18 protein-coding genes and 1 tRNA gene are annotated in these 21,329 nt (G+C 57.8%); 7 read left to right on the top strand and 12 right to left on the bottom strand.

Going from position 1 to position 21,329, the window contains the following annotated elements; all coding sequences use genetic code 11:
• The first annotated feature begins 46 nt into the window (after positions 1–46).
• Positions 47–2,092 (top strand): ComEC/Rec2 family competence protein, encoded by a 2,046-nt coding sequence (locus tag AC2TAD_RS01535; RefSeq protein ID WP_480865631.1) that lies wholly within the window; start codon positions 47–49, stop codon positions 2,090–2,092.
• Here AC2TAD_RS01535 and lexA read toward each other — a convergent pair.
• The 6 genes from lexA to AC2TAD_RS01505 form a co-directional block, all read right to left on the bottom strand.
• Positions 2,086–2,784: a transcriptional repressor LexA gene (lexA, locus tag AC2TAD_RS01530; protein ID WP_480865630.1), complete on the bottom strand. Its 699-nt coding sequence runs from the start codon at positions 2,782–2,784 to the stop codon at positions 2,086–2,088. The two genes, AC2TAD_RS01535 and lexA, sit on opposite strands and share 7 nt — an antisense overlap.
• Positions 2,785–2,862: 78 nt before the next feature.
• A complete protein-coding gene (locus AC2TAD_RS01525) occupies positions 2,863–4,035 on the bottom strand; it encodes a molybdopterin molybdotransferase MoeA (RefSeq protein WP_480865629.1) in 1,173 nt (390 codons plus the stop codon).
• Entirely contained in the window at positions 4,032–4,505 is a 474-nt protein-coding gene (gene moaC, locus AC2TAD_RS01520; RefSeq protein WP_170354293.1) for a cyclic pyranopterin monophosphate synthase MoaC, read from the bottom strand. Before moaC ends, AC2TAD_RS01525 begins: the two co-directional genes overlap by 4 nt.
• Positions 4,505–5,317 (bottom strand): indole-3-glycerol phosphate synthase TrpC, encoded by an 813-nt coding sequence (gene trpC, locus AC2TAD_RS01515; protein ID WP_170354292.1) that lies wholly within the window; start codon positions 5,315–5,317, stop codon positions 4,505–4,507. The genes moaC and trpC overlap by 1 nt, the downstream gene beginning before the upstream one ends.
• Positions 5,314–6,333 carry an anthranilate phosphoribosyltransferase gene (trpD, locus tag AC2TAD_RS01510; protein WP_480865628.1) on the bottom strand — a complete coding sequence of 340 codons (1,020 nt, stop codon included), beginning with the start codon at positions 6,331–6,333 and terminating at the stop codon, positions 5,314–5,316. Before trpD ends, trpC begins: the two co-directional genes overlap by 4 nt.
• On the bottom strand, positions 6,330–6,911 hold the full coding sequence (locus AC2TAD_RS01505) for an anthranilate synthase component II (RefSeq protein ID WP_480865627.1): 582 nt from the start codon (positions 6,909–6,911) through the stop codon (positions 6,330–6,332). Before AC2TAD_RS01505 ends, trpD begins: the two co-directional genes overlap by 4 nt.
• A 193-nt stretch (positions 6,912–7,104) precedes the next feature.
• Between AC2TAD_RS01505 and AC2TAD_RS01500 the strand changes: the two genes are divergently transcribed.
• A complete protein-coding gene (locus tag AC2TAD_RS01500; protein WP_480865626.1) occupies positions 7,105–8,613 on the top strand; it encodes a divergent polysaccharide deacetylase family protein in 1,509 nt (502 codons plus the stop codon).
• 35 nt (positions 8,614–8,648) lie between these two features.
• Here the strand turns inward: AC2TAD_RS01500 and trpE are convergent, their stop codons facing one another.
• The 5 genes from trpE to fabI all read right to left on the bottom strand — a co-directional run bounded on the left by trpE (position 8,649) and on the right by fabI (position 14,657).
• A complete protein-coding gene (gene trpE / locus AC2TAD_RS01495) occupies positions 8,649–10,160 on the bottom strand; it encodes an anthranilate synthase component I (protein ID WP_480865625.1) in 1,512 nt (503 codons plus the stop codon).
• Between the two features lie 11 nt (positions 10,161–10,171).
• Positions 10,172–12,013: a peptidyl-prolyl cis-trans isomerase gene (locus AC2TAD_RS01490; RefSeq protein WP_480865624.1), complete on the bottom strand. Its 1,842-nt coding sequence runs from the start codon at positions 12,011–12,013 to the stop codon at positions 10,172–10,174.
• Between the two features lie 79 nt (positions 12,014–12,092).
• Entirely contained in the window at positions 12,093–13,268 is a 1,176-nt protein-coding gene (locus AC2TAD_RS01485; RefSeq protein ID WP_480865623.1) for an aminotransferase, read from the bottom strand.
• Positions 13,269–13,335: 67 nt separating this feature from the next.
• Complete coding sequence (gene gpt / locus AC2TAD_RS01480; RefSeq protein WP_170354285.1) at positions 13,336–13,845, bottom strand: xanthine phosphoribosyltransferase; 510 nt, start codon at positions 13,843–13,845, stop codon at positions 13,336–13,338.
• A 5-nt stretch (positions 13,846–13,850) separates the two neighbouring features.
• A complete protein-coding gene (gene fabI, locus AC2TAD_RS01475) occupies positions 13,851–14,657 on the bottom strand; it encodes an enoyl-ACP reductase FabI (protein ID WP_170354284.1) in 807 nt (268 codons plus the stop codon).
• Positions 14,658–14,793: 136 nt separating this feature from the next.
• On the opposite strand from fabI, the gene pdxH reads away from it, so the two are divergent.
• From pdxH to AC2TAD_RS01455, 4 genes are all read left to right on the top strand, one after another.
• Entirely contained in the window at positions 14,794–15,399 is a 606-nt protein-coding gene (gene pdxH, locus AC2TAD_RS01470) for a pyridoxamine 5'-phosphate oxidase (RefSeq protein ID WP_170354283.1), read from the top strand.
• Positions 15,400–15,541: 142 nt separating this feature from the next.
• The gene (locus AC2TAD_RS01465; RefSeq protein ID WP_174821856.1) at positions 15,542–16,048 is read left to right on the top strand and encodes a cold-shock protein; all 507 of its coding nucleotides are present in this window, start codon (positions 15,542–15,544) and stop codon (positions 16,046–16,048) included.
• A 6-nt stretch (positions 16,049–16,054) separates the two neighbouring features.
• The gene (locus AC2TAD_RS01460; RefSeq protein ID WP_480865622.1) at positions 16,055–16,522 is read left to right on the top strand and encodes a DUF192 domain-containing protein; all 468 of its coding nucleotides are present in this window, start codon (positions 16,055–16,057) and stop codon (positions 16,520–16,522) included.
• A gap of 43 nt (positions 16,523–16,565) precedes the next feature.
• Positions 16,566–16,642: transfer RNA gene (locus tag AC2TAD_RS01455), tRNA-Pro, on the top strand.
• Positions 16,643–16,649: 7 nt separating this feature from the next.
• Here AC2TAD_RS01455 and AC2TAD_RS01450 read toward each other — a convergent pair.
• The gene (locus AC2TAD_RS01450; RefSeq protein WP_353389949.1) at positions 16,650–17,060 is read right to left on the bottom strand and encodes a hypothetical protein; all 411 of its coding nucleotides are present in this window, start codon (positions 17,058–17,060) and stop codon (positions 16,650–16,652) included.
• A 559-nt stretch (positions 17,061–17,619) separates the two neighbouring features.
• On the opposite strand from AC2TAD_RS01450, the gene AC2TAD_RS01445 reads away from it, so the two are divergent.
• Positions 17,620–21,234: a vitamin B12-dependent ribonucleotide reductase gene (locus tag AC2TAD_RS01445; protein WP_480865621.1), complete on the top strand. Its 3,615-nt coding sequence runs from the start codon at positions 17,620–17,622 to the stop codon at positions 21,232–21,234.
• Positions 21,235–21,329 lie beyond the last annotated feature (95 nt).

Below are 21,329 nucleotides of genomic sequence, written 5' to 3'. Positions count from 1 at the left end.
GCATAGTTTGACGCCTGTCTAACGAGGCTGAGAGACGGGAGCAACCATGCGTGTTCTGGCCCGGGTCGAGGCCGCTTTGCTGAACCAGACAGGTTACCTGTTTCAATGGTCTCCGGTCTGTCTGGCGATCGGAATCGGCCTGTACTTCGGTTTGCGGTCTGAGCCGGAATGGCAGGTCTATGCCGGCTTGTTCGTGGCGGGTATGGCAGCTTTGGCGGCTGCGCGCTGGATGCGGCCAGGCTGGGCGTCGTTGGCAATCGGGGGGGCGCTTGTTTGTGCGGGGTTTATCTTTGCAGGAGTCCGCGCCCATACGGTGGCAGAGCCGGTCTTGTCATGGCGTTACTACGGCCCGGTCGAGGGGCGGGTCGTTGCCATTGACCGCTCTGCGTCGGATGCGCTGCGGGTAACGCTGGATCGGGTGCGAGTAGGGGACGTGCCACTAGATCGCAGACCGCAGCGCGTCCGGCTATCTTTGCATGGCGGTGATGCTTCGCTTGTGCCAGGACAGCGGATCATGACCACCGGTCACCTGTCTCCGCCACAAGGCCCGGTCGAGCCCGGCGGGTTTGATTTCCGGCGTCATGCTTGGTTTCAGGGTTTGGGTGCGGTCGGTTACACCCGCGTTCCTGTTCTCACGGTTTCGGGTCCGGATCCGGCCGGCGTCCGCATCACCGCGTTAAGGCTGGCATTGTCCGAACATGTGCGTGCCGTGTTGCCCGGAGAGATTGGAGGGTTCGCCGCCGCAGTAACGACAGGGGATAGAAGCGGAATGGGGCAACAAACGCTCGCGTCTTTGCGGGCGTCGAATTTGGCGCATTTATTGGCGATCTCCGGTCTGCATATGGGGCTACTGACCGGTTTTGTTTATCTACTGTGCCGAGTTGCTTTATCGGCGTTTCCTGCCATCGCGCTTCGGGTCTCGGTCCGAAAGATCGCGGCGGTTGGTGCACTTATTGCCGCAACGCTGTATCTGCTGCTGTCTGGCGGAAACGTGGCAACCGAACGCGCCTTTGTCATGGCCACTGTGATGCTGGGTGCGATCTTAGTCGACCGGCGGGCAATCTCATTGCGCGCGGTTGCCGTGGCCGCGTTGATCGTTTTGATCCTGCGGCCGGAATCCCTCTTGAACCCCGGATTTCAGATGTCCTTCGCGGCAACTACGGCGCTTGTGGCGGTGTTTGGGGCGTTGCGAAATGTCGGCCCGGTTCCGGGGCCGAAATGGCTAAAGCCAGTGATTGGATTGTTGATGTCGTCTGCCATCGCTGGGCTTGCGACGGCACCGATCGGAGCTGCACATTTCAATACGATGTCCCATTATGGCTTGCTGGCCAACATGTTGTCAGTCCCTGTGATGGGGACCGTCGTTGTACCTGCAGCCGTCGTTGCAGCCCTGTTGGCACCGTTTGGTCTGGACTGGGTCGCGCTCGCCGTTATGGGCCTGGGGTTAGAGTGGATATTGCTGGTTGCTGAGACCGTATCAAACCTGGATGGAGCGCAAGGCTATATCGTCAGCCCGCCTTACTATGTATTGCCTCTGTTCGCTTTGGGGGCGTTGTGGACGGTTTTGTGGCGTGGGCCCGCGAAATGGGTTGGTTTGGGACCATGTATCGCGGCCGTGTTCATATGGGGTCAGGGTGAACGTCCCGATGTCTTGGTCGCGGATTCAGGTGGATTGGTCGGGGTCTTGACGGACAAAGGGCGCGCCTTGAGCAAAGAGAAAGGCAGCGGGTTCATCGCCACAGTATGGTTGGAAAATGATGGCGATGGTGTGAACCAGAAGACAGCCGCCGACCGATGGCCCCCAGCTGACGACCTTGTCCAAAGATATGTGTGGAAGGGGCAGGAGGTGATCCACCTGACCGGAAAGCGATCTGCAGGTAGCTTTACCGAGTGCCACCAAGGCCAGATTGTTATCTCAGCTGTGCCAGTTGTACTAAGCGGAAATTGCGTGTTGTTCGACCCGGATAAATTGATGGAGACCGGGAGTCTGGCTTTTCAGAACGGTAAAATAAAGACCAGCGCAGAGGTCATCGGTCGCAGATTGTGGTCCCCGAAGGAAGCCGAAGACCACCAGACACAAAAAGGTCAGTAGCTGCGGATCAGGCCGACCAATCGGCCTTGCACCTTGACCTTGTCTTCGGGCAAGACGCGGGTTTCATAAGCCGGGTTCGCGGCCTCAAGCGCAATGGCTTGACCGCGGCGGAAATATCGCTTCAGTGTTGCTTCTTGATCTTCGACAAGTGCCACTACGATATCGCCGTTGTCTGCGACCGATGTCTCGCGGATCACCACAACGTCGCCGTCATTTATGCCTGCATCGATCATCGAGTCGCCCCGAACCTCAAGCGCGTAGTGCTCGCCCTTGCCTGAAACCATTGATCCCGGCACAGCGACGCGGTGCGAGACGTGGCTGATCGCTTCAATCGGAACACCCGCTGCGATACGGCCCATGACTGGCAATTCCATGGCATCGACGGTAACGGGTTCGAAATTCGCCGGTCGCGGCCCTTCGGGCTTGTCGCCTTCGATCACACGCGGCTTAAAGGCGGCTGTGGGCTCGCCGCCAAGACTTTCGGGCAGTTTGACGATTTCGATCGCCCGCGCCCGGTGGGCAAGCCGGCGGATAAATCCGCGTTCTTCCAGCGCGGTGATCAGCCGGTGAATTCCGGACTTGGATCTGAGATCCAGCGCGGCCTTCATTTCGTCGAAACTAGGGGGAACACCATCCGCTTGAACACGTTTGTGGATGAATTCCAACAAATCCAACTGCTTCTTGGTCAGCATTGCTCACACCTCGTCGGTCATGCGTTTTCTTTTGTTCTACGCATGTTCACGTTTTGTGTCAATGGATTTGAGCGTTTGCTAAATCGGTAGGTACAGGACCTCATCACCAGCAGGCCGCGCCGGATCATTCGGCTGTCGAACCAACAAAGCATTGGCCTGCGCCAGGACGCTTAAAAGCGAGCTGTCCTGATCGTCGCAAGCCCGTATGCCATCATTGTCAAGAATGGCGCGCATATAGTGTTCGCGCGGACCATTCTGGCCGAGCGGGGCAACCAGTCTAGCCGTTTGGAACGGCGTCAAAGCCTCGGCCAGCCCCACCATGCGGCGTACCATTGGTACCAAAAAGAGATAGCCGCAAACCATTGCGCTGACAGGATTTCCCGGCAATCCAACCATTGCAGCTTTGCCAAGCCGCCCGGCCATCAGCGGCTTTCCGGGGCGCATGCGTATCTTGTAAAATGACCGCTCCATCCCGAGATTGGCGGATACGTCCGACACCAGATCATAATCCCCGACCGAGGCTCCTCCGATCGTGACGACCAGATCCGCGCCTGTTGCCAGATCAAAGGCTGTTTCAAGCGAAGCGACTGTGTCTCGCGCGATAGGCAGAATGCGAACTTCCGCTCCAACATCCTCTAGCAACGCCTTGAGACCAAAGGTGTTTGACGCGATGATCTGATCAGGTCCGGGCGTATCGCCCGGCATGACCAATTCGTCTCCGGTCGAGATCAGTGCAACGATCGGCTTGCGGGCGACGGGAACCTCGGGGATGTTCATTGCGGCCATAAGGGCCACATCCTCGGGGCGGATGCGACGAGGGGCAGAGATCGTTGTGCCGGATTTAAAATCAACACCCTTGGGTCGAATGTTGGTCTTGTCGCCGGGCATGTCCGTGATTGTAATCAGATCATCCCTGCGTTCAGTATCTTCTTGGATCACGACAAAATCCGCGCCGTCTGGCAAGGGGGCTCCGGTGAAAATGCGAACTGCCTGACCAGCGCCAACTTGACCAGAATACCTGCGCCCAGCGGCGGCCTCTCCGACGACTTTGAACATTGCGTGCAGTTCGACTTCGGATGACTTGACTGCGTATCCATCCATCGAAGATGCCGCAAACGGAGGTTGATCGCGCTTGGCCGCAACGTCCTGCGCCAAAATCCGACCGGCCGCTTGCGAGAGTGAAACGGTTTCTGCGGGCAAGCGGTCAACCAGGCCAAACAGAAGGGCCCGCGCGTCTTCGACAGTTATCATTTCGCTTCGTAACGGCCTGATTTACCGCCATCTTTTAGCAAAACTTTTATGCCGCCGATCTCCATTGCTTTGTCCACGGCTTTGGTCATGTCGTAAACCGTCAGGGCTGCGGTCGAGGCCGCAGTTAGCGCTTCCATCTCTACACCTGTTTGACCCGAGGTCTTGACGGTCGCTTCAATCTGAACGCCCGGTAGATCGGGGTCCAACGTCAGTTCGACGGCCACCTTGGTCACGGGCAAAGGATGACACAGCGGGATCAGGTCAGGGGTTTTTTTCGCGCCCATGATACCAGCAAGACGTGCAACGCCCAGCACATCACCCTTTTTTGCACGCCCTTCTGATATTAAATCAAAGGTTTCCTGCGCCATCTTGATGTGCCCAGCCGCCACGGCAACCCGGTCCGTTACCGCCTTATCGGACACATCCACCATGTGGGCTTGGCCCTGTGCGTCAAAGTGAGTGAGCGACATTACATTACTCCGGGGATCAAAGGGTTAGCCAGCAAGTTTCGCGTCGCCGCAGTGACATTGTCCTGCCGCATCAGGCTTTCGCCGATCAGGAAGGACCGTGCGCCATAGCGGGCGATGTCGGCCAGGTCGGCAGGCGTGCTCAAACCGCTTTCGCAAACAATAGTCCGATCGCCGGGCACCAGTTTTGACAACCTGCGCGTTGTATCAAGAGTTGTCTCAAACGTCTTGAGATTACGATTATTTATCCCAATCAGACTGCTTTTGAGCTTGGTCGCGCGTTCCAGTTCGGCCTCGTCATGCACTTCGATCAGGACATCCATGCCCCAGTCAAAAGCCGTTTGCTCCAACTCGGCGGCTTGTTCATCTTCGACCGAGGCCATGATGATCAGAATACAGTCGGCGCCCAAAGCGCGAGCTTCGACGACCTGATACGGGTCGTACATGAAATCCTTACGCAGCGCAGGCAATGACGTCGCTGCGCGGGCCGCCGTCAGGTATTCTTTGGCCCCTTGAAAGCTGGGCGTGTCCGTCAAAACCGACAGACAGGTTGCGCCGCCTTCTTCGTAGGCTTTTGCCAGTACCGGAGGGTCAAAATCCGGGCGGATCAAACCTTTTGAGGGGCTCGCTTTCTTCACCTCGGCGATCAGACCGTAGCCGGATCGCGCGGCGGCGGTCAGTGCTGTCGCAAAACCGCGCACCTCAGACGCAGACTTGGCTTCATCCTCCAAATCTTCCAAAGACTTATTGGTCTTGTCTAATGCGACTTCCTCAAGCTTGTATGCTTTGATCTTGTCCAGAACCGTCTCGGTCATGCGGCCTCCTGAGTGATGCGGGCCAGTACCGCGATTTTTTCTTTGGCAGCGCCGCTGTCGATGCTGTGCGCGGCCTTCTCGACCCCGTCCTTGAGGTCGCTTGCAGCTTCGGCCACCACCAGTGCAGCGGCAGAGTTCAAAAGGACTGCGTCCCGGTACGCGGACGGAGTGCCATCCAGCAGGGCGCGGAAGGCAACAGCGTTTTCTTCAGGTGTTCCGCCCAGAATGTCCTCGAACGGGTGCACTGGCAGGCCAGCATCTTCTGGATGCAGTTCAACCTCACGCACACCGCCGTTTTCCCATGAGGCTACCCAGCTGACACCAGTGATGGTTAATTCGTCGGTGCCATCGGACCCGTGAACCAGCCATGCGTGTTCGGTACCAAGCACGCCAAGCGTCTCGGCCATTGGGCGGATCAATTCGCGGCTGAACGCGCCCGTCAATTGCCGTTTCACTCCGGCCGGGTTTGTAAGTGGCCCCAGAATGTTAAAGATCGTACGTGTCCCAAGTTCCTGCCGTGTTGGCATCACGTGGGCAATGGCCGGATGGTGCATGGGGGCCATCATAAAGCCTATACCAGCCTCTTTCAGCGCTTTTTCAACGACTTCTGGCCCGACCATCACGTTGATACCCATCTGACCCAACGCATCGGCTGCACCGGATTTCGAACTTAGGTTCCGGTTCCCGTGTTTTGCAACTGTGACGCCAGCGCCCGCGACGACAAAGGCTGTTGCGGTAGAGATATTCAGCGTTCCCTTGCCATCGCCACCTGTGCCGACGATATCCATCGCGCCGTCCGGCGCATTGACCGCGTTGCATTTGGCCCGCATCACTGCCGCCGCCGCCGCATATTCGTCGACCGTCTCGCCTCGGGTTCGCATCGCCATCAGCAAACCGCCGATCTGGCTGGGTGTGGCGGCGCCATCGAAGAGGATGCCAAAAGCCTGTTCGGCTTCGGCGCGCGTCAAAGGCCGATCAGCAGCAGTGCCGATCAGCGGTTTCAATTCGTCGCTCATGCGGGGACTTTCATCTCGGACAGGAAGTTCTTGAGCAGGGCATGGCCGTGCTCGGATGCAATCGATTCTGGGTGGAACTGAACGCCGTGTATAGGGAGCTGCTTATGTTGCAGACCCATGATCGTGCCATCTTCCAGCTCAGCTGTGATTTCCAGGCAATCGGGCAGGGTGGTTCGGTCGACCACCAGCGAATGGTACCGGGTTGCCTCGAAGGGGGAAGGCAGCCCAGCGAACAGACCTTTCCCAGTGTGATGCATGGTGCCCATCTTGCCGTGCACAATCTCATGGCACCGAATAACGTCACCGCCGAATGCTTGCCCGATGGTCTGATGCCCAAGGCAAACGCCCATCAAGGGGGTCTGGGTTTCAGCAACTGCCTGTGTCAGCGCCAGGCAAATCCCAGCCTGATCCGGGTCGCATGGTCCCGGGCTAAGAAGGATTCCGGCCGGGTTCATGGCCATGGCCTCTTGCACATCCAGCGCGTCATTTCGCCGAATGACCATTTCGGCACCAAGTTCGCCTAAATAGTGTACCAGATTGTAGGTAAACGAGTCGTAGTTGTCGATCAGCAGCAGCATTTGGGCACTTGTCTCGGATTGGGCATTTGGGACTGGCGATACAGCCCCGAGCCGCGATATAATGTCGGGACATACATGCTCAGGCTTGCGAGGCAGCGTCAAGAGGACATCCGGTTCCATACGCGCTTGCGGGTGAGTGTCGCAGAAGACGACGCAGGCAATCGAAGCAGGAATTAGTCGAAAGGCAATTAGAATGGGCGGATTTCTAGGAGGGATGATCGCAGGTGCGGTCGTGGTAATGCTGTTGGGAGCGGCGTTGTCTCTAACCACGCCTCTGTCGCGCAAACCCGTTGTTGCGGATGTTGCACCCGAACCTGCACCAAGCGAAGTACCCGAGGTCGAGGCAGACAAGCCCGAAGCCATTGCAGATGCCGATTTGGTCACTTTGCCCGCGACAGAGCCTGAATCAACCGATCAACAAACAGATACGCTGGCAGGGCTTTCGGAAATTGAAGAGGCTCCGGATGATCAGCCGCAGGTCGACGAATCCGCGCCCGTTGTCGAAGAGGCAGCCGTCGTCGAGCCTGATGAGGTGGCAGTGACGAGTGAGGCACCTGTTCAGCCGCAAGCGCCTGCAGTTTTGCCAGATACGCCTATTGCCGAAGGGCAGCCCGAGTTGATCGAGGAGCCCCCAGCCCCTCCAGCCCCTCCAGCCCCGGAAGTCGCTGCACTAGAAGTACCTGTCGAACAGCCCCAGCCTGAGTCTGTCGAGCCGGAACCAGACCAATCCCAGGCTGCCGAGTTGGAACCGGCCCCTGACTTTGAACCAGAAAGTACAGAAGCAGAGCCATTGCCGGAAATTGCCGCGCTCGAGCCGAAGGAAGATTTACCTGAAGAAAATCCCATCGCGGTCGAGGGTGATGAAACGGACCTCAACCGCCGTCTGCCGCGCATTGCAGCCGTTCCACAGATCGGTGGCGACCAAAACGGCGCGGGGGGATCAACGGTTGGTCGGCGCGTTGTCCCGCTGACCGAACGAGACAACGCTCCGGCTGATCAGGACGGATCAGGTCAGACTGCGGTGCCGGGAAAACCGATCGAAGCCTATGCGGCCAAATTCGATAACCCCGACGCCAAACCGCTGATGTCAATTATCCTGATTGACGACGAAGGCGCTTATGGTGCCGAAGCGTTGCAGGATTTCCCGTACCCGATCAGCTTTGCCGTCAGCCCCTCCGACCCCGACGCTGCCGAAAAGATGGCTAGACATCGCTCTGCAGGTTTCGAGGTTCTTGCGATGGCGGATCTTCCTAAAACCGCCAGTGCGCAGGATGCCGAAGTGTCAATGGCCGTATGGTTGCAGACCTTGCCAGAAACGGTCGGTATTCTCGAAGGGGTCGAGACAGGCATTCAGGGCAATCGCAAGCTGGCTGATCAGGTTGCCGCTATTGCTGCCGGGACAGGCCGTGGCTTGATCACCCAGGACAACGGTCTCAACACGGTTCAGAAGCTGGCTGCCCGCAATGGGACGCCGTCCAGCGTGATTTTCCGAGACATAGACGGCGCACGTCAGGACCCAAAGATCATGCGCCGCTTTCTGGATCAGGCCGCTTTCCGGGCCGGGCAGGAGGGGACGGTTGTCATGCTGGGACGGTTGCGCCCTGACACCATCTCGGCCTTGCTTGTCTGGGCCCTGGAAGACCGGGGAGGGCGTGTGGCCATGGCACCGATTTCCGCCGTCATGAAACAAGCCGTCCAATAAGCCCGTGTGGCTGGCCGGTTTGGCCAGCCGTTTGATCAGCTGTTACCCGGTCCCGTAAAGCGCGCAGCATCAGCAGCCGCGCGTCGGATGGCATTGGATTTGTGCACTGTCTCCATGAATTCCGCCTCGGGGTCGCTGTCATAGACAACACCGCCACCGGCCTGAATATACAGCTTGTGATCTTTCACAATCGCTGTGCGCAGGGCGATACACATATCCATGTCTCCACCCGCGCTGAAATATCCGACCCCGCCGCCATAGACACCGCGCTTTTCCGGCTCCAATTCGTCAATGATCTCCATCGCGCGGACCTTGGGCGCGCCTGAAACCGTGCCTGCAGGCATCCCGGCAAAGAACGCATCCAGCGCGTCTTTCTCTTCGGCCAGTTCGCCGACCACGTTCGACACAATGTGCATCACGTGGCTGTAGCGTTCGATGATGAATTCTTCGGTGGGTCGCACGGTGCCAATCTTGGCCACGCGGCCCGTGTCATTGCGGCCCAGATCCAGCAACATGAGATGCTCGGCCAGTTCTTTCTTGTCGGCCAGCAGATCGGCCTCGTTCGCCTTGTCTTCCTCGGGGGTCGCGCCACGGGGACGGGTGCCTGCAATGGGGCGGATCGTGACCTCATTGCCAAAGACACGCACCAGAATTTCGGGGCTGGCGCCCACAACCTGAAAGCCGCCAAAGTTGAAGTAGAACATGAAGGGCGACGGGTTCGTGCGGCGCAATGACCGATACAGTGCAAAAGGCGGCAGCGGAAAATCCTGCGTCCAACGTTGGGCCGGAACCACCTGAAAGATATCGCCTGCGCGGATATAGTCTTTGGCTTTCTCGACCGCTTCCATATAGCCCGACTTGGTGAAGTTCGAGACAGGCGCGGCCACTTCGGACGCGTCGCCCAGATCGCGGGTTTCGGCGGGCATGGCGCGTTCCAGATCGCGAACGGCATCCATCACGCGCTCGGCCGCTTGGGCATAAGCCGCTTTGGCGGACTGACCTTTACTGACCCATGCGGGGGAAACAACTGTCACCTCACCTTTGACGCCGTCCAGAACGGCCACGACCGAGGGACGCAACATCACCGCATCTGGTAGCTCCAGAGGGTCAGGGTTCACGTCTGGCAGATACTCGACTAGGCGCACCATGTCATAACCCAGATAACCAAACAGCCCGGCGGCCGCCTGAGGCAGATCATCGGGCAGAGCGATCCGACTATCAGCAAGCAGTGCCCGCAAATTATCCATCGGGTTGCCATCCTGAGGCTGGAACGCCTCGGGGTCGAAACGCGCCGACCGGTTCAGCTCGGACACGTCGCCCTGGCAGCGCCAGATCAGATCCGGTTTCATACCAATGATCGAATAGCGCCCGCGTACCTCTCCGCCGGTAACCGATTCCAGCATGAACGCGTCTTTTTGCGCGCCCGTCAGCTTGAGCATCAGGGAAACGGGCGTATCCAGATCGGCCGCAAGTCGCGTATAGACTACCTGATTTTCGCCAGCCTCGTAGGCGCGGGCGAAACTGTCAAACTCAGGGGTAAGGGCCATATCGGTCTCTTTTAATAGCTCGCCTGAACGGCATTCAGGGCACGCTGGTCCACGGTTGGTCGGGCACGAACCTGCGCATCGCGGACAAAAGCGTCGAAAATATTCTGTGCCAACGCCTGGTCCAACTGCGCAGCAAGGGCCTCTCGGGCTTGCCGCAGTTCGTCTGTTTCATCTGGCGGCAGCAGCTCTTCCAGACGGACGATCAGAGCAGTACCCTCACCGGAAACAACACGCAGTTCGCCGGGCTCCATTTCAAACACCTGAACCATGAAATCGGCAGGAACATCTTCAAGGAAAGCTGTACGCGTTAGGGCGTTCTCGACCCGGAATGGCAAACCCGTTGCGGTGAAATCGCCATCGCCCTCAAGCTGCTCAAGGACAGTTGCGGCTTGCTCCTCCAGCGCCTTGTTCGTCTCGGCCTGAGTCCATGCGGCGATTACACGGTCGCGCGCGCTGTCCAGCGGTTCGGGGCGGCGAGGTAACACTTCGTTCAAGCGCATCGCAAAGATCGAGCCGTCTTCCAGGAACGCGACCTCGGGGAAATCGCCCTCGTTCACGGCTTGTGCAGCAGTGCGGAACCCGTCATAGGCCGCCACCCCGTCCTCGCTTTGCGTGGTCCAGTCGATCTGACCCAGTTCCATCTCGGTTTCGCCGACCAGCTCTTCAAGCGTGGCACCACCTGCCAGCAGGTCGTTGATGTCTTCGGCTTGCGCCTCAATCTGGCGACGCGCGCGATCTGCGGCCAGCTCTTCGCGCAGGGCTGGGGCCGCGTCTTCGAATGAGGTGTTGTTTTCAGCCAGCGATCCATTGATGCGGAACAGAGCCGGCCCCAGAGAGGACGGAAGCGGGCCGACCACGGCGTCCAGATCGGCAGCAAAGACGCCGTCAGCTGCGTCCCCCAGATCGTCGCGGGTGACGTCGCCCAGATCAACATCGCTTAGTTCAAGCTCGCGCTCACGCACCAATTGCTCGAAAGTTGTTCCTCCAACCTCAAGCTGCGCTTTGGCTGCTTCGGCGGCGGCTTCATTCGCAAAGGGCAGGCGTTCGACAAGACGGCGTTCGGGCTGCAGATATTCGTCAGCACGCTGGTCATACAGACGGCGAACCGAGTCTTCGTCAACGTCTACACTGTCCAGCAACATCTCCGGAGAAAGGATCGCATATGTCAGCTTCTTGGTGCGGGGCAGGGTGAACAGATCCCCGTTTTCATCGTAATATGATTGAATTTGCGCGTCTGTCGGCGCTGCAATCGGCGCTGCCAGTGCGTCCGGACCCAGCGTTGCCACTGTAAAGCTGCGCCGCGCGCCAACAAAGTTCATCATCGCATCCGTCAGGGTTTCGGGCATTTCGATACCCCCCATGACCGCGCCCTGAACGATGGTTCGAGCCGACTCTTTGCGCAGGTCGGCTTCGAATTCGGCATCGGACATTCCGACCTGATCCAGTTGGAATTCATAGGCGTCGCGGTCAAAGTTCCCGTCGATCCCCTGAAAGGCCGGGATTGCGACAATTTCCTGTTGCAGGTTTGCGTCCCCGATCGAGATGCCCAGCAGCCCAACTTCATTGTCCAGCGACGCCAGCGCCGTCAGACGCGACAGTGCCAACTGATCCAACCCGAATTCATGTGCCTGCGCGATCTGCAGCGGCTGACCGGTCTGTTGTTCCACGGCGCGGATTTCGCGTTGCAGCTCGCGGACATATTCATCGACCGAGACGCTTTCGTTCCCGACCTGTGCGACTGTGCGCACTGTGCCGGACAAGCTGGTTGCGCCAAACCCTGCGAGCCCCAACATCAAAAGGCCCATGAGGATCCAGACAAAGGTCTTCGATAGCTTTTTTACGCCTGCGGCCATGGTGCCCTCTTGTTTTGTGGCAAAGGTCTGCCCTGTCGGTTGCGGCCCTGAATACGATGCGCGCCGCCGAGGGGCAAGCTCAGAAGGTCAACGCTTCGAGCCGGTCGAACAATTGCGCCAGTCCGGCGCGGTCCAGGTTGGCAAAAGCCACTCGGACTTGCTGCTTTCCAGCCGGGTCTGTGTCGGGCATGAACATCGTTCCAGGCAGCAACAGAATGCCTGCCTCGGAAACCAGTTTTTGCGCCAATACGTCCGAAGGCATGTCGAACGGGTGTTCGAGATAGGCAAAATACGCGCCCAGTCCCAGCAGGCGCCAGCCTTTTGAGGTCAGGCGCGGCAGCATCTCTTGGATGGCGACACGGCGATCAAGGATCTCATCCCGCTCGCCCGCAACCCACTGGGACAGGTTTTGCATCCCCCAGAGCGCCGCAAACTGCCCCATCTGGCCAGGGCAGATGGCGACTGTATCCAGAAACTTTTCGATTTCAGCCAAAAGGTCGGGGCTTGTCGCGATGGCACCGACGCGGTGGCCGGTCAGCCGATAGGCTTTGGAAAAGGAATACAGGTGAACCAGCGTTTGATCCCAGTCGGGCTGGCTGAACAGGCGATGCGGCGGACCGCTGCGGCTGTCGAAGTCGCGGTATGTTTCGTCGACCAGCAGCCGGATGCCGGTTTCGCGGGCGAGATCGTAAAAGGCTTGGACCAGATCGGATGGGTATTCCACACCGCCTGGGTTGTTCGGAGTAACCAATGATATTGCGCGGGTTCGATCCGTGATCAGCGCCCGGGCGGCGTCGGGGTCAGGCAGAAGGTCGTCATTGGTTTGCAAGTCGACCGCCGTCACCCCGGCCATATCAAGCCACATTTTATGATTGAAATACCATGGGGTTGGCAGGATAACCTCATCCCCTTCATCAGTGAGCGCCGAGATCGCCGCGGCGAAAGCCTGATTGCACCCCGAGGTGATCGCCACCTGGGATGGTTGTACTTCGGCGTCATAGTGCTGGCTGATTTGTGTAGCCAGCGCCTCGCGCAGGTCAGGATTACCCAGAACGGGGCCATACAAATGCGCTGCATCTGTATTGACCGCGAAATCCGCCATTGCCTGACGCAAGGCCAGTGGCGGCGGGTCAACAGGGGCCGCTTGGCTGACATTGATCAGGGGGCGGTTTTCGGGGAAGTCCACGCCTTCAAGCCAGCGACGCGCCTCCATCACCGGAGGAGGAAAAGTGGCGCTGGTGCGGGTCTGTGTCATGGCGTGGCTGCTGTTTGAGAGGCGTTGCCTCGCATTCCCAAGTATTTTCGGCGGAAAAGGCTACGGATCAGTCCGTGCCTCGATATGGCTCGACATATTGTAGGGCCATATCCCAAGGGAAGAAGATCCAGGTATCTTGGCTGACCTCGGTGATGAATGTATCCACCATCGGGCGGCCCTTGGGCTTAGCGTAAACGGTGGCAAAATGTGCGTTGGGGTACATCGCACGCACCAATTCCAGCGTTTTTCCACTGTCGACCAGATCGTCAACGATCAGCACGCCGGTACCATCGCCCATCAACTGAGCATCGGGGGCTTTCAAAACCTCCGCCTCGCCTTGTTCCTGGTGGTGGTAGGAGCGAACACTGATTGTATCGACGGTGCGTATATCAAGCTCGCGGCTGACGATCATAGCAGGCGCCATGCCGCCGCGGGTGATTGCGACCACAGCGCGCCACGCGCCGTCATCGGGGCCTTGCCCGTCCAGACGCCAGGCTAAAGCACGGGAATCACGGTGAATCTGATCCCAACTGATATGAAAGCCTTTTTCGTGGGGTAGGCGGTCTTTGGCGCTCATCGGTGTTAACCCTTCTCAACGTCTGGTGCATCGACGGCCTTCATACCGACAATATGATAGCCCGAATCCACGTGCAGGTTTTCACCGGTCACGCCACTGCTGAGGTCGGACAACAGGTACAAGGCCGAATTGCCAACATCGTCGATGGAGACATTGCGACGCAGGGGCGAGTTATACTCGTTCCACTTCATGATATAGCGGAAATCGCCGATGCCGCTGGCGGCCAGCGTCTTGATCGGGCCGGCCGAGATTGCGTTGACGCGGATACCGTCTTTGCCCAGATCTTCGGCAAGGTACTTGACCGACGCTTCCAGTGCCGCCTTGGCCACACCCATGACGTTATAATGCGGCATGACCTGCTCGGCCCCGTAATACGTCAGCGTGATCGCGCTGCCGCCGTCGGTCATCATCTTCTCGGCGCGTTGCATCACCGCTGTGAAAGAATAGACCGAAACGTCCATGGTGAGTTTGAAGTTGGCACGAGACGTATCCACGTACCGACCACGAAGCTCGTTCTTGTCCGAAAAGCCAATGGCGTGGACGACAAAGTCTAATTTGCCCCACTTTTCTTCAAGCGCCGCAAACAGCGCGTCAATCGACTCTTCGTCACTGACGTCGCAAGGCAGCACAATCTCACTTCCAAGCTGAGCGGCCAGAGGGTCAACTCGTTTCTTCAGCGCGTCGCCCTGATATGAGAATGCAAGATCGGCCCCCGCGTCGGACAATGCGCGGGCAATCCCCCATGCAATTGATTTGTCATTGGCCAGTCCCATGATGAGGCCGCGCTTGCCGGCCATCAACTGATTTGACATGTTCGGTTCTCCGCCTGTCCTTCGCATTATGTCTGGATGGTTTATGCCATCGGATGGCCTGCATCAAGGCCGTGTGCTCTTGCTCGTGGCGGGTTCTGGCCGTAGTGTGGTTAACAAGAGTTTCCAGGGGATGGAAATGAGTGAAAGAGACGGCATTTTTGCTGGCACCGATCCGTTTGAAATCGCGACTCGGTGGCTGGAGGACGCCAAGGGCAGTGAACCAAATGATCCTAATGCGATTGCCTTGGCGACCGTAGACTCTGAAGGGTTGCCCAATGTGCGGATGGTCCTTCTCAAAGAGATCGAGCGGGATGCGTTTGTGTTTTATACAAACTATGAAAGTGCAAAGGCAGCAGAGCTGGACAGCGCTGGCAAGGCAGCTTTCGTGATGCATTGGAAATCTTTGCGGCGTCAAATCCGAGTTCGTGGTACAATTACGCGTGAAACCGGGCCGCAGGCTGACGAGTACTATGCGTCCCGCTCACTCAAAAGTCGTCTTGGGGCCTGGGCTTCGAAACAGTCACGCCCCCTGAGCAGCCGATCGGCCTTGATGGCTGAAGTTGCAAAAGTTACGGCAAAACTGGGTCCGAACCCTCCGCGTCCGCCGTTTTGGGGCGGATACAGGCTGGAACCAAACGAAATAGAATTCTGGGCCGACGGTGCGTTTCGGCTGCATGACAGGTTCCAATGGCGGCGCGATCAAGCGGGCTCTGGGTGGCAAGTGCAAAGGTTGAATCCATGACTTTCGCGTATCGTGAAATGCAACACTCAGAGATCAAAGGGTTTTTTCGGCTTGAATTTGTGTGCCAATCCCATACACATCGGACCCTTAACAAATTGAAAAAACTCGCGATGGAAACACCGTGCCAGAAGATCTGAACAACATGTACCGCGTTCGCGGGCACGTAAAATGGTTCGACCCCGCCAAAGGTTACGGGTTCGTCGTGTCTGACGAAGGCGGTCCTGATATTCTGTTGCATGTGAACGTGTTGCGCAATTTCGGTCAAAGTTCGGTGGCTGATGGCGCCGGGATCGAGATCATGACGCATCGCACGGATCGGGGTGTCCAGGCAGTTGAAGTGATTAGCGTTGATCCGCCTGCGCGAGCCGACTCGATGTTGTTGGCGGACTTCGCGGAACTTGACCCGGTTGAGATCGCCCAAGCCCCACTTGAGGCGGCACGGGTAAAATGGTTCGACAAAGGCAAGGGATTCGGTTTTGCCAACGTCTTTGGTCGCGGTGAGGATGTGTTTCTGCATATCGAGGTATTGCGTCGGTCAGGTTTGGCCGACCTTCAACCCGGAGAAGCGCTTGCGATGCGTGTCATTGATGGAAAACGCGGACGTATGGCGGCTCAGGTCATGGCCTGGGAAGCGGCGCTGGACGACTGAATCACCATGAAAGGGCGGCTGGCGGTTCTGACGACTATTGCAGTTCTTTGGACGAGTTCAGCGTTTGCCGCATGCAGCCCGGACCGGGTCACACTAAAAAATGACAAATCCCAGGTCAGTTTCGATATCGAGCTGGCTGTAAGCCCTCAGGAAAGAGCGCAGGGTCTTATGTTCCGCGAGTCTTTGCCCCAACGGGCAGGGATGATGTTTATTTTCGATCCGCCTCAGCCCGTCGCGTTCTGGATGAAAAACACGCTGATTCCATTGGATATGATTTTTTTGGATCGCAGTGGGTCGGTCGTACATGTCCACAGCAACGCCATTCCTGGCGACCTGACTCCGATTGAGGGGGGAGATTCGGTCTATGCGGTCTTGGAAATCAATGCAGGGCTGGCCGAACGTTACCTGATCACGCCCGGAACTCAGATGCGGCACGAAGTTTTTTCACAAGGTCCTGCAATTTGGCCCTGTTAGGGCTTTTCAAATCAGAACAGCGCGTTTAGGAAGGCGCACGGTCCGGGGCGTGGCGCAGTCTGGTAGCGCACCTGTTTTGGGTACAGGGGGTCGTAGGTTCGAATCCTGCCGCCCCGACCACTTCTTCTTACAATGTTGGTGATCCACCCATTGCCTGGTAGAGCGCACTTAGCGCTTTATCCAGAGTCTTGCTTTCGACTGGCACCTGCACAGGCGGGCCTGTCCTTTGGGGGACATTAAAAAACACCTCGGCATCGATCCGATAACCAGCAGTGTTTTTGGTCGATGTCAGGCGCATGACACTTTGAGGCAAGTCCTGCGGATATCCCTCGTAGTTGAGAATCAGATAAGCAGTCGTGTCCGGAGGCAAAAGCTCGGTGCATTCAAACACTTGATTCCCGACCCGTTCGAACTGCTCTCCTGGACCGCTACAGCTGACTTCAAACGTATCGAACAGACGCTTTGGATAGTCTTGAAACTGCGCGCTGCGGGTTGGAGTGGGCACATCTTGTGCTGTGCACGCCACGATCAGGCCCATTAGGGATAGGATTCCAAGCCTCGGTATCAATTCCTGTATCCTCGATCTGTCGTTTGTCGCGGTATGCCCGGATGTGCTTGTCCGATATGGGCCGTGCTGATTCTGTTTCAGTTTAAATACCTTAACGTAGGTTTATCAAATGCCGATAACTGTGCCGGAAATCACAGTTAATTGCGCGTTAGATTTAGTCGGCGGCTGACCAATACCGGTGGATGAACTTGTGGAGGAATCGGGAAACACCTCGTTTCACGAAGGCGTTACAATCCGGTCAACAAAAAAGATTTCAAAAATGACGGAAAAATGACGTTGACGATCTATGGCTGAATACGTCAGATTGTATGGGCCGAATGTGGTGCCACTAAATCTGGTAGAAAAACCGGTGTTGGGCACAGGGCGAGGGTCGGAAAGCACATAATAGTAACGTGCAGCCGTTTGGACGGGTTTGCGCTGCCGCGGGTAGCGCAGGGTTCGTTGCGCCCGAATTTTTTGGCAGGTGGGCGATCCTTGATTTGGGGGTCAATCACTAAGGGACAAGTTGATTGAATCTAGGGCGGCGGACATGCAGATTGACAGGAAATTCACTAAATCGGGACAAGATGCCTACGCGGATTTGGACTTTGTGTCCGCAACGTCTGAGATTCGGAATCCTGATGGCACGATAGTCTTCCGGCTGGAAGATATCGAAGTGCCGTCAAGCTGGAGTCAGGTGGCCAGTGACGTCATCGCTCAGAAATACTTCCGCAAAGCCGGTGTGCCCACCAAGCTGAAGAAAGTTAAGGAAAAAGACGTGCCCGAATTCCTGTGGCGCTCGGTCCCGGCCGAGGGTGCAGAATTCGACGGAGAAACGTCTTCGAAACAGGTGTTCGATCGACTGGCTGGTGCCTGGGCTTATTGGGGCTGGAAGGGTGGCTATTTCTCGACCGAGGAAGACGCACGCGCCTACTTTGACGAGATGCGCTATATGCTGGCTACCCAACGCGCCGCGCCGAACTCGCCACAGTGGTTCAATACGGGCCTTCACTGGGCTTACGGTATCGACGGTCCTGCGCAGGGTCACCACTATGTCGACTATAAAACCGGCAAACTGACCAAGTCGAAATCCGCTTACGAACATCCGCAGCCGCACGCGTGCTTCATCCAGTCTGTCGATGATGATCTGGTCAACGAAGGCGGCATTATGGATCTGTGGGTGCGCGAGGCGCGCCTGTTTAAATATGGCTCGGGCACCGGGACCAACTTCAGCCATCTGCGGGCTGAGGGCGAAGCGCTGTCGGGTGGCGGCAAGTCTTCGGGCCTGATGGGCTTTCTCAAGATCGGCGACCGCGCCGCTGGCGCGATCAAATCAGGCGGAACAACCCGTCGAGCAGCAAAGATGGTAATCGTCGATGCAGATCATCCCGATATCGAGCAATTCATCGAATGGAAGGTGATCGAAGAGCAAAAGGTGGCCTCGATCGTTGCCGGATCGAAGATGCACGAGAAGATGCTGAACGGCATTTTCGAGGCCATCCGCTCTTGGGACGGCGCCGCCGATGACGCCTATGATCCGAACAAGAATGACAGCCTGAAAATGGCTGTGCGCGAGGCCAAAAAGGTCGCAATCCCCGAGACTTACATCAAGCGCGTGCTGGATTACGCGCGGCAAGGCCACGACAGCATCGAATTCCCGACCTATGACACGGACTGGGATTCGGAAGCTTACAGCTCCGTCTCGGGCCAAAACTCCAACAACTCGATCCGCGTGACCAACGCGTTCCTGACCGCCGTCGAAAAAGACGCCGATTGGGAGCTGATCAACCGCACCGATGGTAAGGTCGCCAAGACCGTCAAGGCCCGCGATCTGTGGGAAAAGGTCGGTCACGCTGCATGGGCCTGTGCCGATCCGGGCATCCAGTTCCATGACACCGTTAACGAGTGGCACACATGCCCGGAAGACGGCGAGATTCGCGGATCGAACCCGTGCTCGGAATACATGTTCCTCGATGACACGGCCTGTAACTTAGCGTCGATGAACCTGCTGACCTTCCTCAAGGATGGTGAGTTCCAGGCGGCGGACTATATGCACGCTTCGCGCCTGTGGACCCTGACGCTGGAAATCTCGGTGACGATGGCGCAGTTCCCGTCGAAGGAAATCGCGCAACTGTCTTACGATTTCCGTACCTTGGGCCTGGGCTACGCGAATATCGGCGGTCTGTTGATGAACATGGGCTACAGCTATGACTCGGATGAGGGTCGGGCGATCTGCGGCGCGCTGACCGCGATCATGACTGGTGTGGCCTATGCGACTTCGGCGGAAATTGCCGGTGAGCTGGGTGCTTTCAAAGGCTATGAGCGCAATGCCGACCACATGCTGCGCGTCATCCGCAACCACCGCCGTGCGTCGCAGGGTGTCACGACCGGCTATGAGAAACTGGCCGTGAAGCCGGTGCCTCTGGACCATGGCAACTGCCCGGACAAGCGTTTGATCGACTTGGCCATGTCGGCTTGGGATGAGGCGCTAAGCCTCGGCGAAAAGAACGGGTATCGCAACGCGCAGGCTACTGTGATCGCACCGACCGGCACCATTGGTCTGGTGATGGATTGCGACACCACAGGGATTGAGCCGGACTTTGCGCTGGTTAAGTTTAAAAAGCTTGCGGGCGGCGGTTACTTCAAGATCATCAACCGTTCGGTGCCTTCGGCGCTGGAGAAGCTGGGTTATTCCTCGTCTCAGATCGAAGAGATCGTGGGCTACGCGGTAGGTCATGGCACCATCGGCAACGCGCCGGGGATCAACCATACCTCACTGACTGGCCACGGCTTTGGCCCGAATGAGCTGGCGAAAGTGGACGCTGCGCTGGAAAGCGCGTTCGACATCCGGTTCGTCTTCAACCAGTGGACACTGGGCGAGGATTTCTGCACCGGCGTTCTGGGCATCCCGGCCACCAAGCTGAATGACCCGACTTTCGACCTTCTGCGTCATTTGGGTTTCACCCGCGCGGATATCGAAGCGGCGAATGATCACGTCTGCGGAACCATGACGCTGGAAGGCGCGCCGCACCTGAAAGAGGAACACTATTCCATCTTCGATTGCGCCAACCCGTGCGGCAAGAAAGGTAAGCGTTTCCTTGGGGTTGATAGCCACATCACCATGATGGCGGCGGCGCAGAGCTTCATCTCGGGTGCGATTTCCAAGACGATCAACATGCCGAACGACGCGACCATCGAAGACTGTCAGAAGGCATATGAGTTGTCGTGGTCGCTGGGTGTGAAGGCGAACGCGCTGTACCGCGACGGCTCGAAACTGTCTCAGCCTCTGGCCGCTGCATTGGTTGAGGATGATGATGAGGCCGCCGAGGTTCTGGAAAGCGGCACACCGGCCGAAAAAGCTGCCGTGCTGGCCGAGAAGGTCATCGAGAAGGTCGTCGTCAAGGAAATCGTCCGCTCGCACCGCGAAAAGATGCCCGAGCGTCGGAAGGGTTATACTCAGAAAGCCATCGTGGGCGGCCACAAGGTCTATCTGCGGACGGGTGAATACTCGGACGGCTCGCTGGGCGAAATTTTCATCGACATGCACAAGGAAGGCGCTGGCTTCCGGGCCATGATGAACAACTTTGCCATCGCGGTCTCGGTCGGCCTGCAATACGGCGTTCCGCTGGAAGAGTTCGTGGACGCCTTTACCTTCACCAAGTTCGAACCGGCGGGGATGGTGCAGGGTAACGACTCGATCAAGAACGCGACGTCGATCCTAGACTACATCTTCCGCGAGCTGGCCGTCAGCTATCTGGACCGCACTGATTTGGCCCATGTGAAGCCCGAAGGCGCGACCTTTGACGATATCGGCCGGGGCGAGGAAGAGGGTGTCTCGAACGTCTCGGAAATCAGTGTAACAGCGGCCTCCAAGTCATTGGAAGTATTGAAGCAAATCAGCTCGACCGGGTATCTGCGCAAGCGGTTGCCGCAGGATCTGGCCGTGTTCACACCGCAAGCAGATGCGACCGGGATGGCGGAACCTGCCGCCGTGTTCGAAGCGCCTGCTGAAACTGCAGTGGCGACCGGCATGGACGCCCGCACCAAAGCCAAGATGCAAGGGTACGAGGGCGATCCCTGCGGTGAATGCGGAAACTACACATTGGTGCGCAACGGCACCTGCATGAAATGCAACACCTGCGGTGCGACCAGCGGGTGTAGCTAAGGCAAACGCCCCGTCAGGCGGGGTGTAGGGACCTGGGCTTTCCCCCGAATGCCCGGTCCCGACGAATACGGAAGAAGGCGCCGAGACTTACCGAC

The organism is Ruegeria sp. HKCCD7628 (genome assembly GCF_057221005.1).
The sequence above is the reverse complement of the archived record's forward strand: the minus strand, read 5'-3'. Positions and strand labels throughout refer to the sequence as shown.

Coding starts and splice junctions, on each gene's coding strand:
- AC2TAD_RS01445 (WP_480865621.1), top strand. CDS start 17,620: ATGCAGATTGACAGGAAATTCACTAAATCGGGACAAGATGCCTACGCG.
- AC2TAD_RS01490 (WP_480865624.1), bottom strand. CDS start 12,013: ATGGCCGCAGGCGTAAAAAAGCTATCGAAGACCTTTGTCTGGATCCTC.
- AC2TAD_RS01460 (WP_480865622.1), top strand. CDS start 16,055: ATGAAAGGGCGGCTGGCGGTTCTGACGACTATTGCAGTTCTTTGGACG.
- AC2TAD_RS01465 (WP_174821856.1), top strand. CDS start 15,542: ATGTACCGCGTTCGCGGGCACGTAAAATGGTTCGACCCCGCCAAAGGT.
- fabI (WP_170354284.1), bottom strand. CDS start 14,657: ATGTCAAATCAGTTGATGGCCGGCAAGCGCGGCCTCATCATGGGACTG.
- gpt (WP_170354285.1), bottom strand. CDS start 13,845: ATGAGCGCCAAAGACCGCCTACCCCACGAAAAAGGCTTTCATATCAGT.
- AC2TAD_RS01485 (WP_480865623.1), bottom strand. CDS start 13,268: ATGACACAGACCCGCACCAGCGCCACTTTTCCTCCTCCGGTGATGGAG.
- lexA (WP_480865630.1), bottom strand. CDS start 2,784: ATGCTGACCAAGAAGCAGTTGGATTTGTTGGAATTCATCCACAAACGT.
- AC2TAD_RS01525 (WP_480865629.1), bottom strand. CDS start 4,035: ATGATAACTGTCGAAGACGCGCGGGCCCTTCTGTTTGGCCTGGTTGAC.
- trpE (WP_480865625.1), bottom strand. CDS start 10,160: ATGGCCCTTACCCCTGAGTTTGACAGTTTCGCCCGCGCCTACGAGGCT.
- AC2TAD_RS01505 (WP_480865627.1), bottom strand. CDS start 6,911: ATGCTGCTGCTGATCGACAACTACGACTCGTTTACCTACAATCTGGTA.
- AC2TAD_RS01535 (WP_480865631.1), top strand. CDS start 47: ATGCGTGTTCTGGCCCGGGTCGAGGCCGCTTTGCTGAACCAGACAGGT.
- AC2TAD_RS01500 (WP_480865626.1), top strand. CDS start 7,105: ATGGGCGGATTTCTAGGAGGGATGATCGCAGGTGCGGTCGTGGTAATG.
- trpC (WP_170354292.1), bottom strand. CDS start 5,317: ATGACCGAGACGGTTCTGGACAAGATCAAAGCATACAAGCTTGAGGAA.
- moaC (WP_170354293.1), bottom strand. CDS start 4,505: ATGTCGCTCACTCACTTTGACGCACAGGGCCAAGCCCACATGGTGGAT.
- trpD (WP_480865628.1), bottom strand. CDS start 6,333: ATGAGCGACGAATTGAAACCGCTGATCGGCACTGCTGCTGATCGGCCT.
- pdxH (WP_170354283.1), top strand. CDS start 14,794: ATGAGTGAAAGAGACGGCATTTTTGCTGGCACCGATCCGTTTGAAATC.
- AC2TAD_RS01450 (WP_353389949.1), bottom strand. CDS start 17,060: ATGGGCCTGATCGTGGCGTGCACAGCACAAGATGTGCCCACTCCAACC.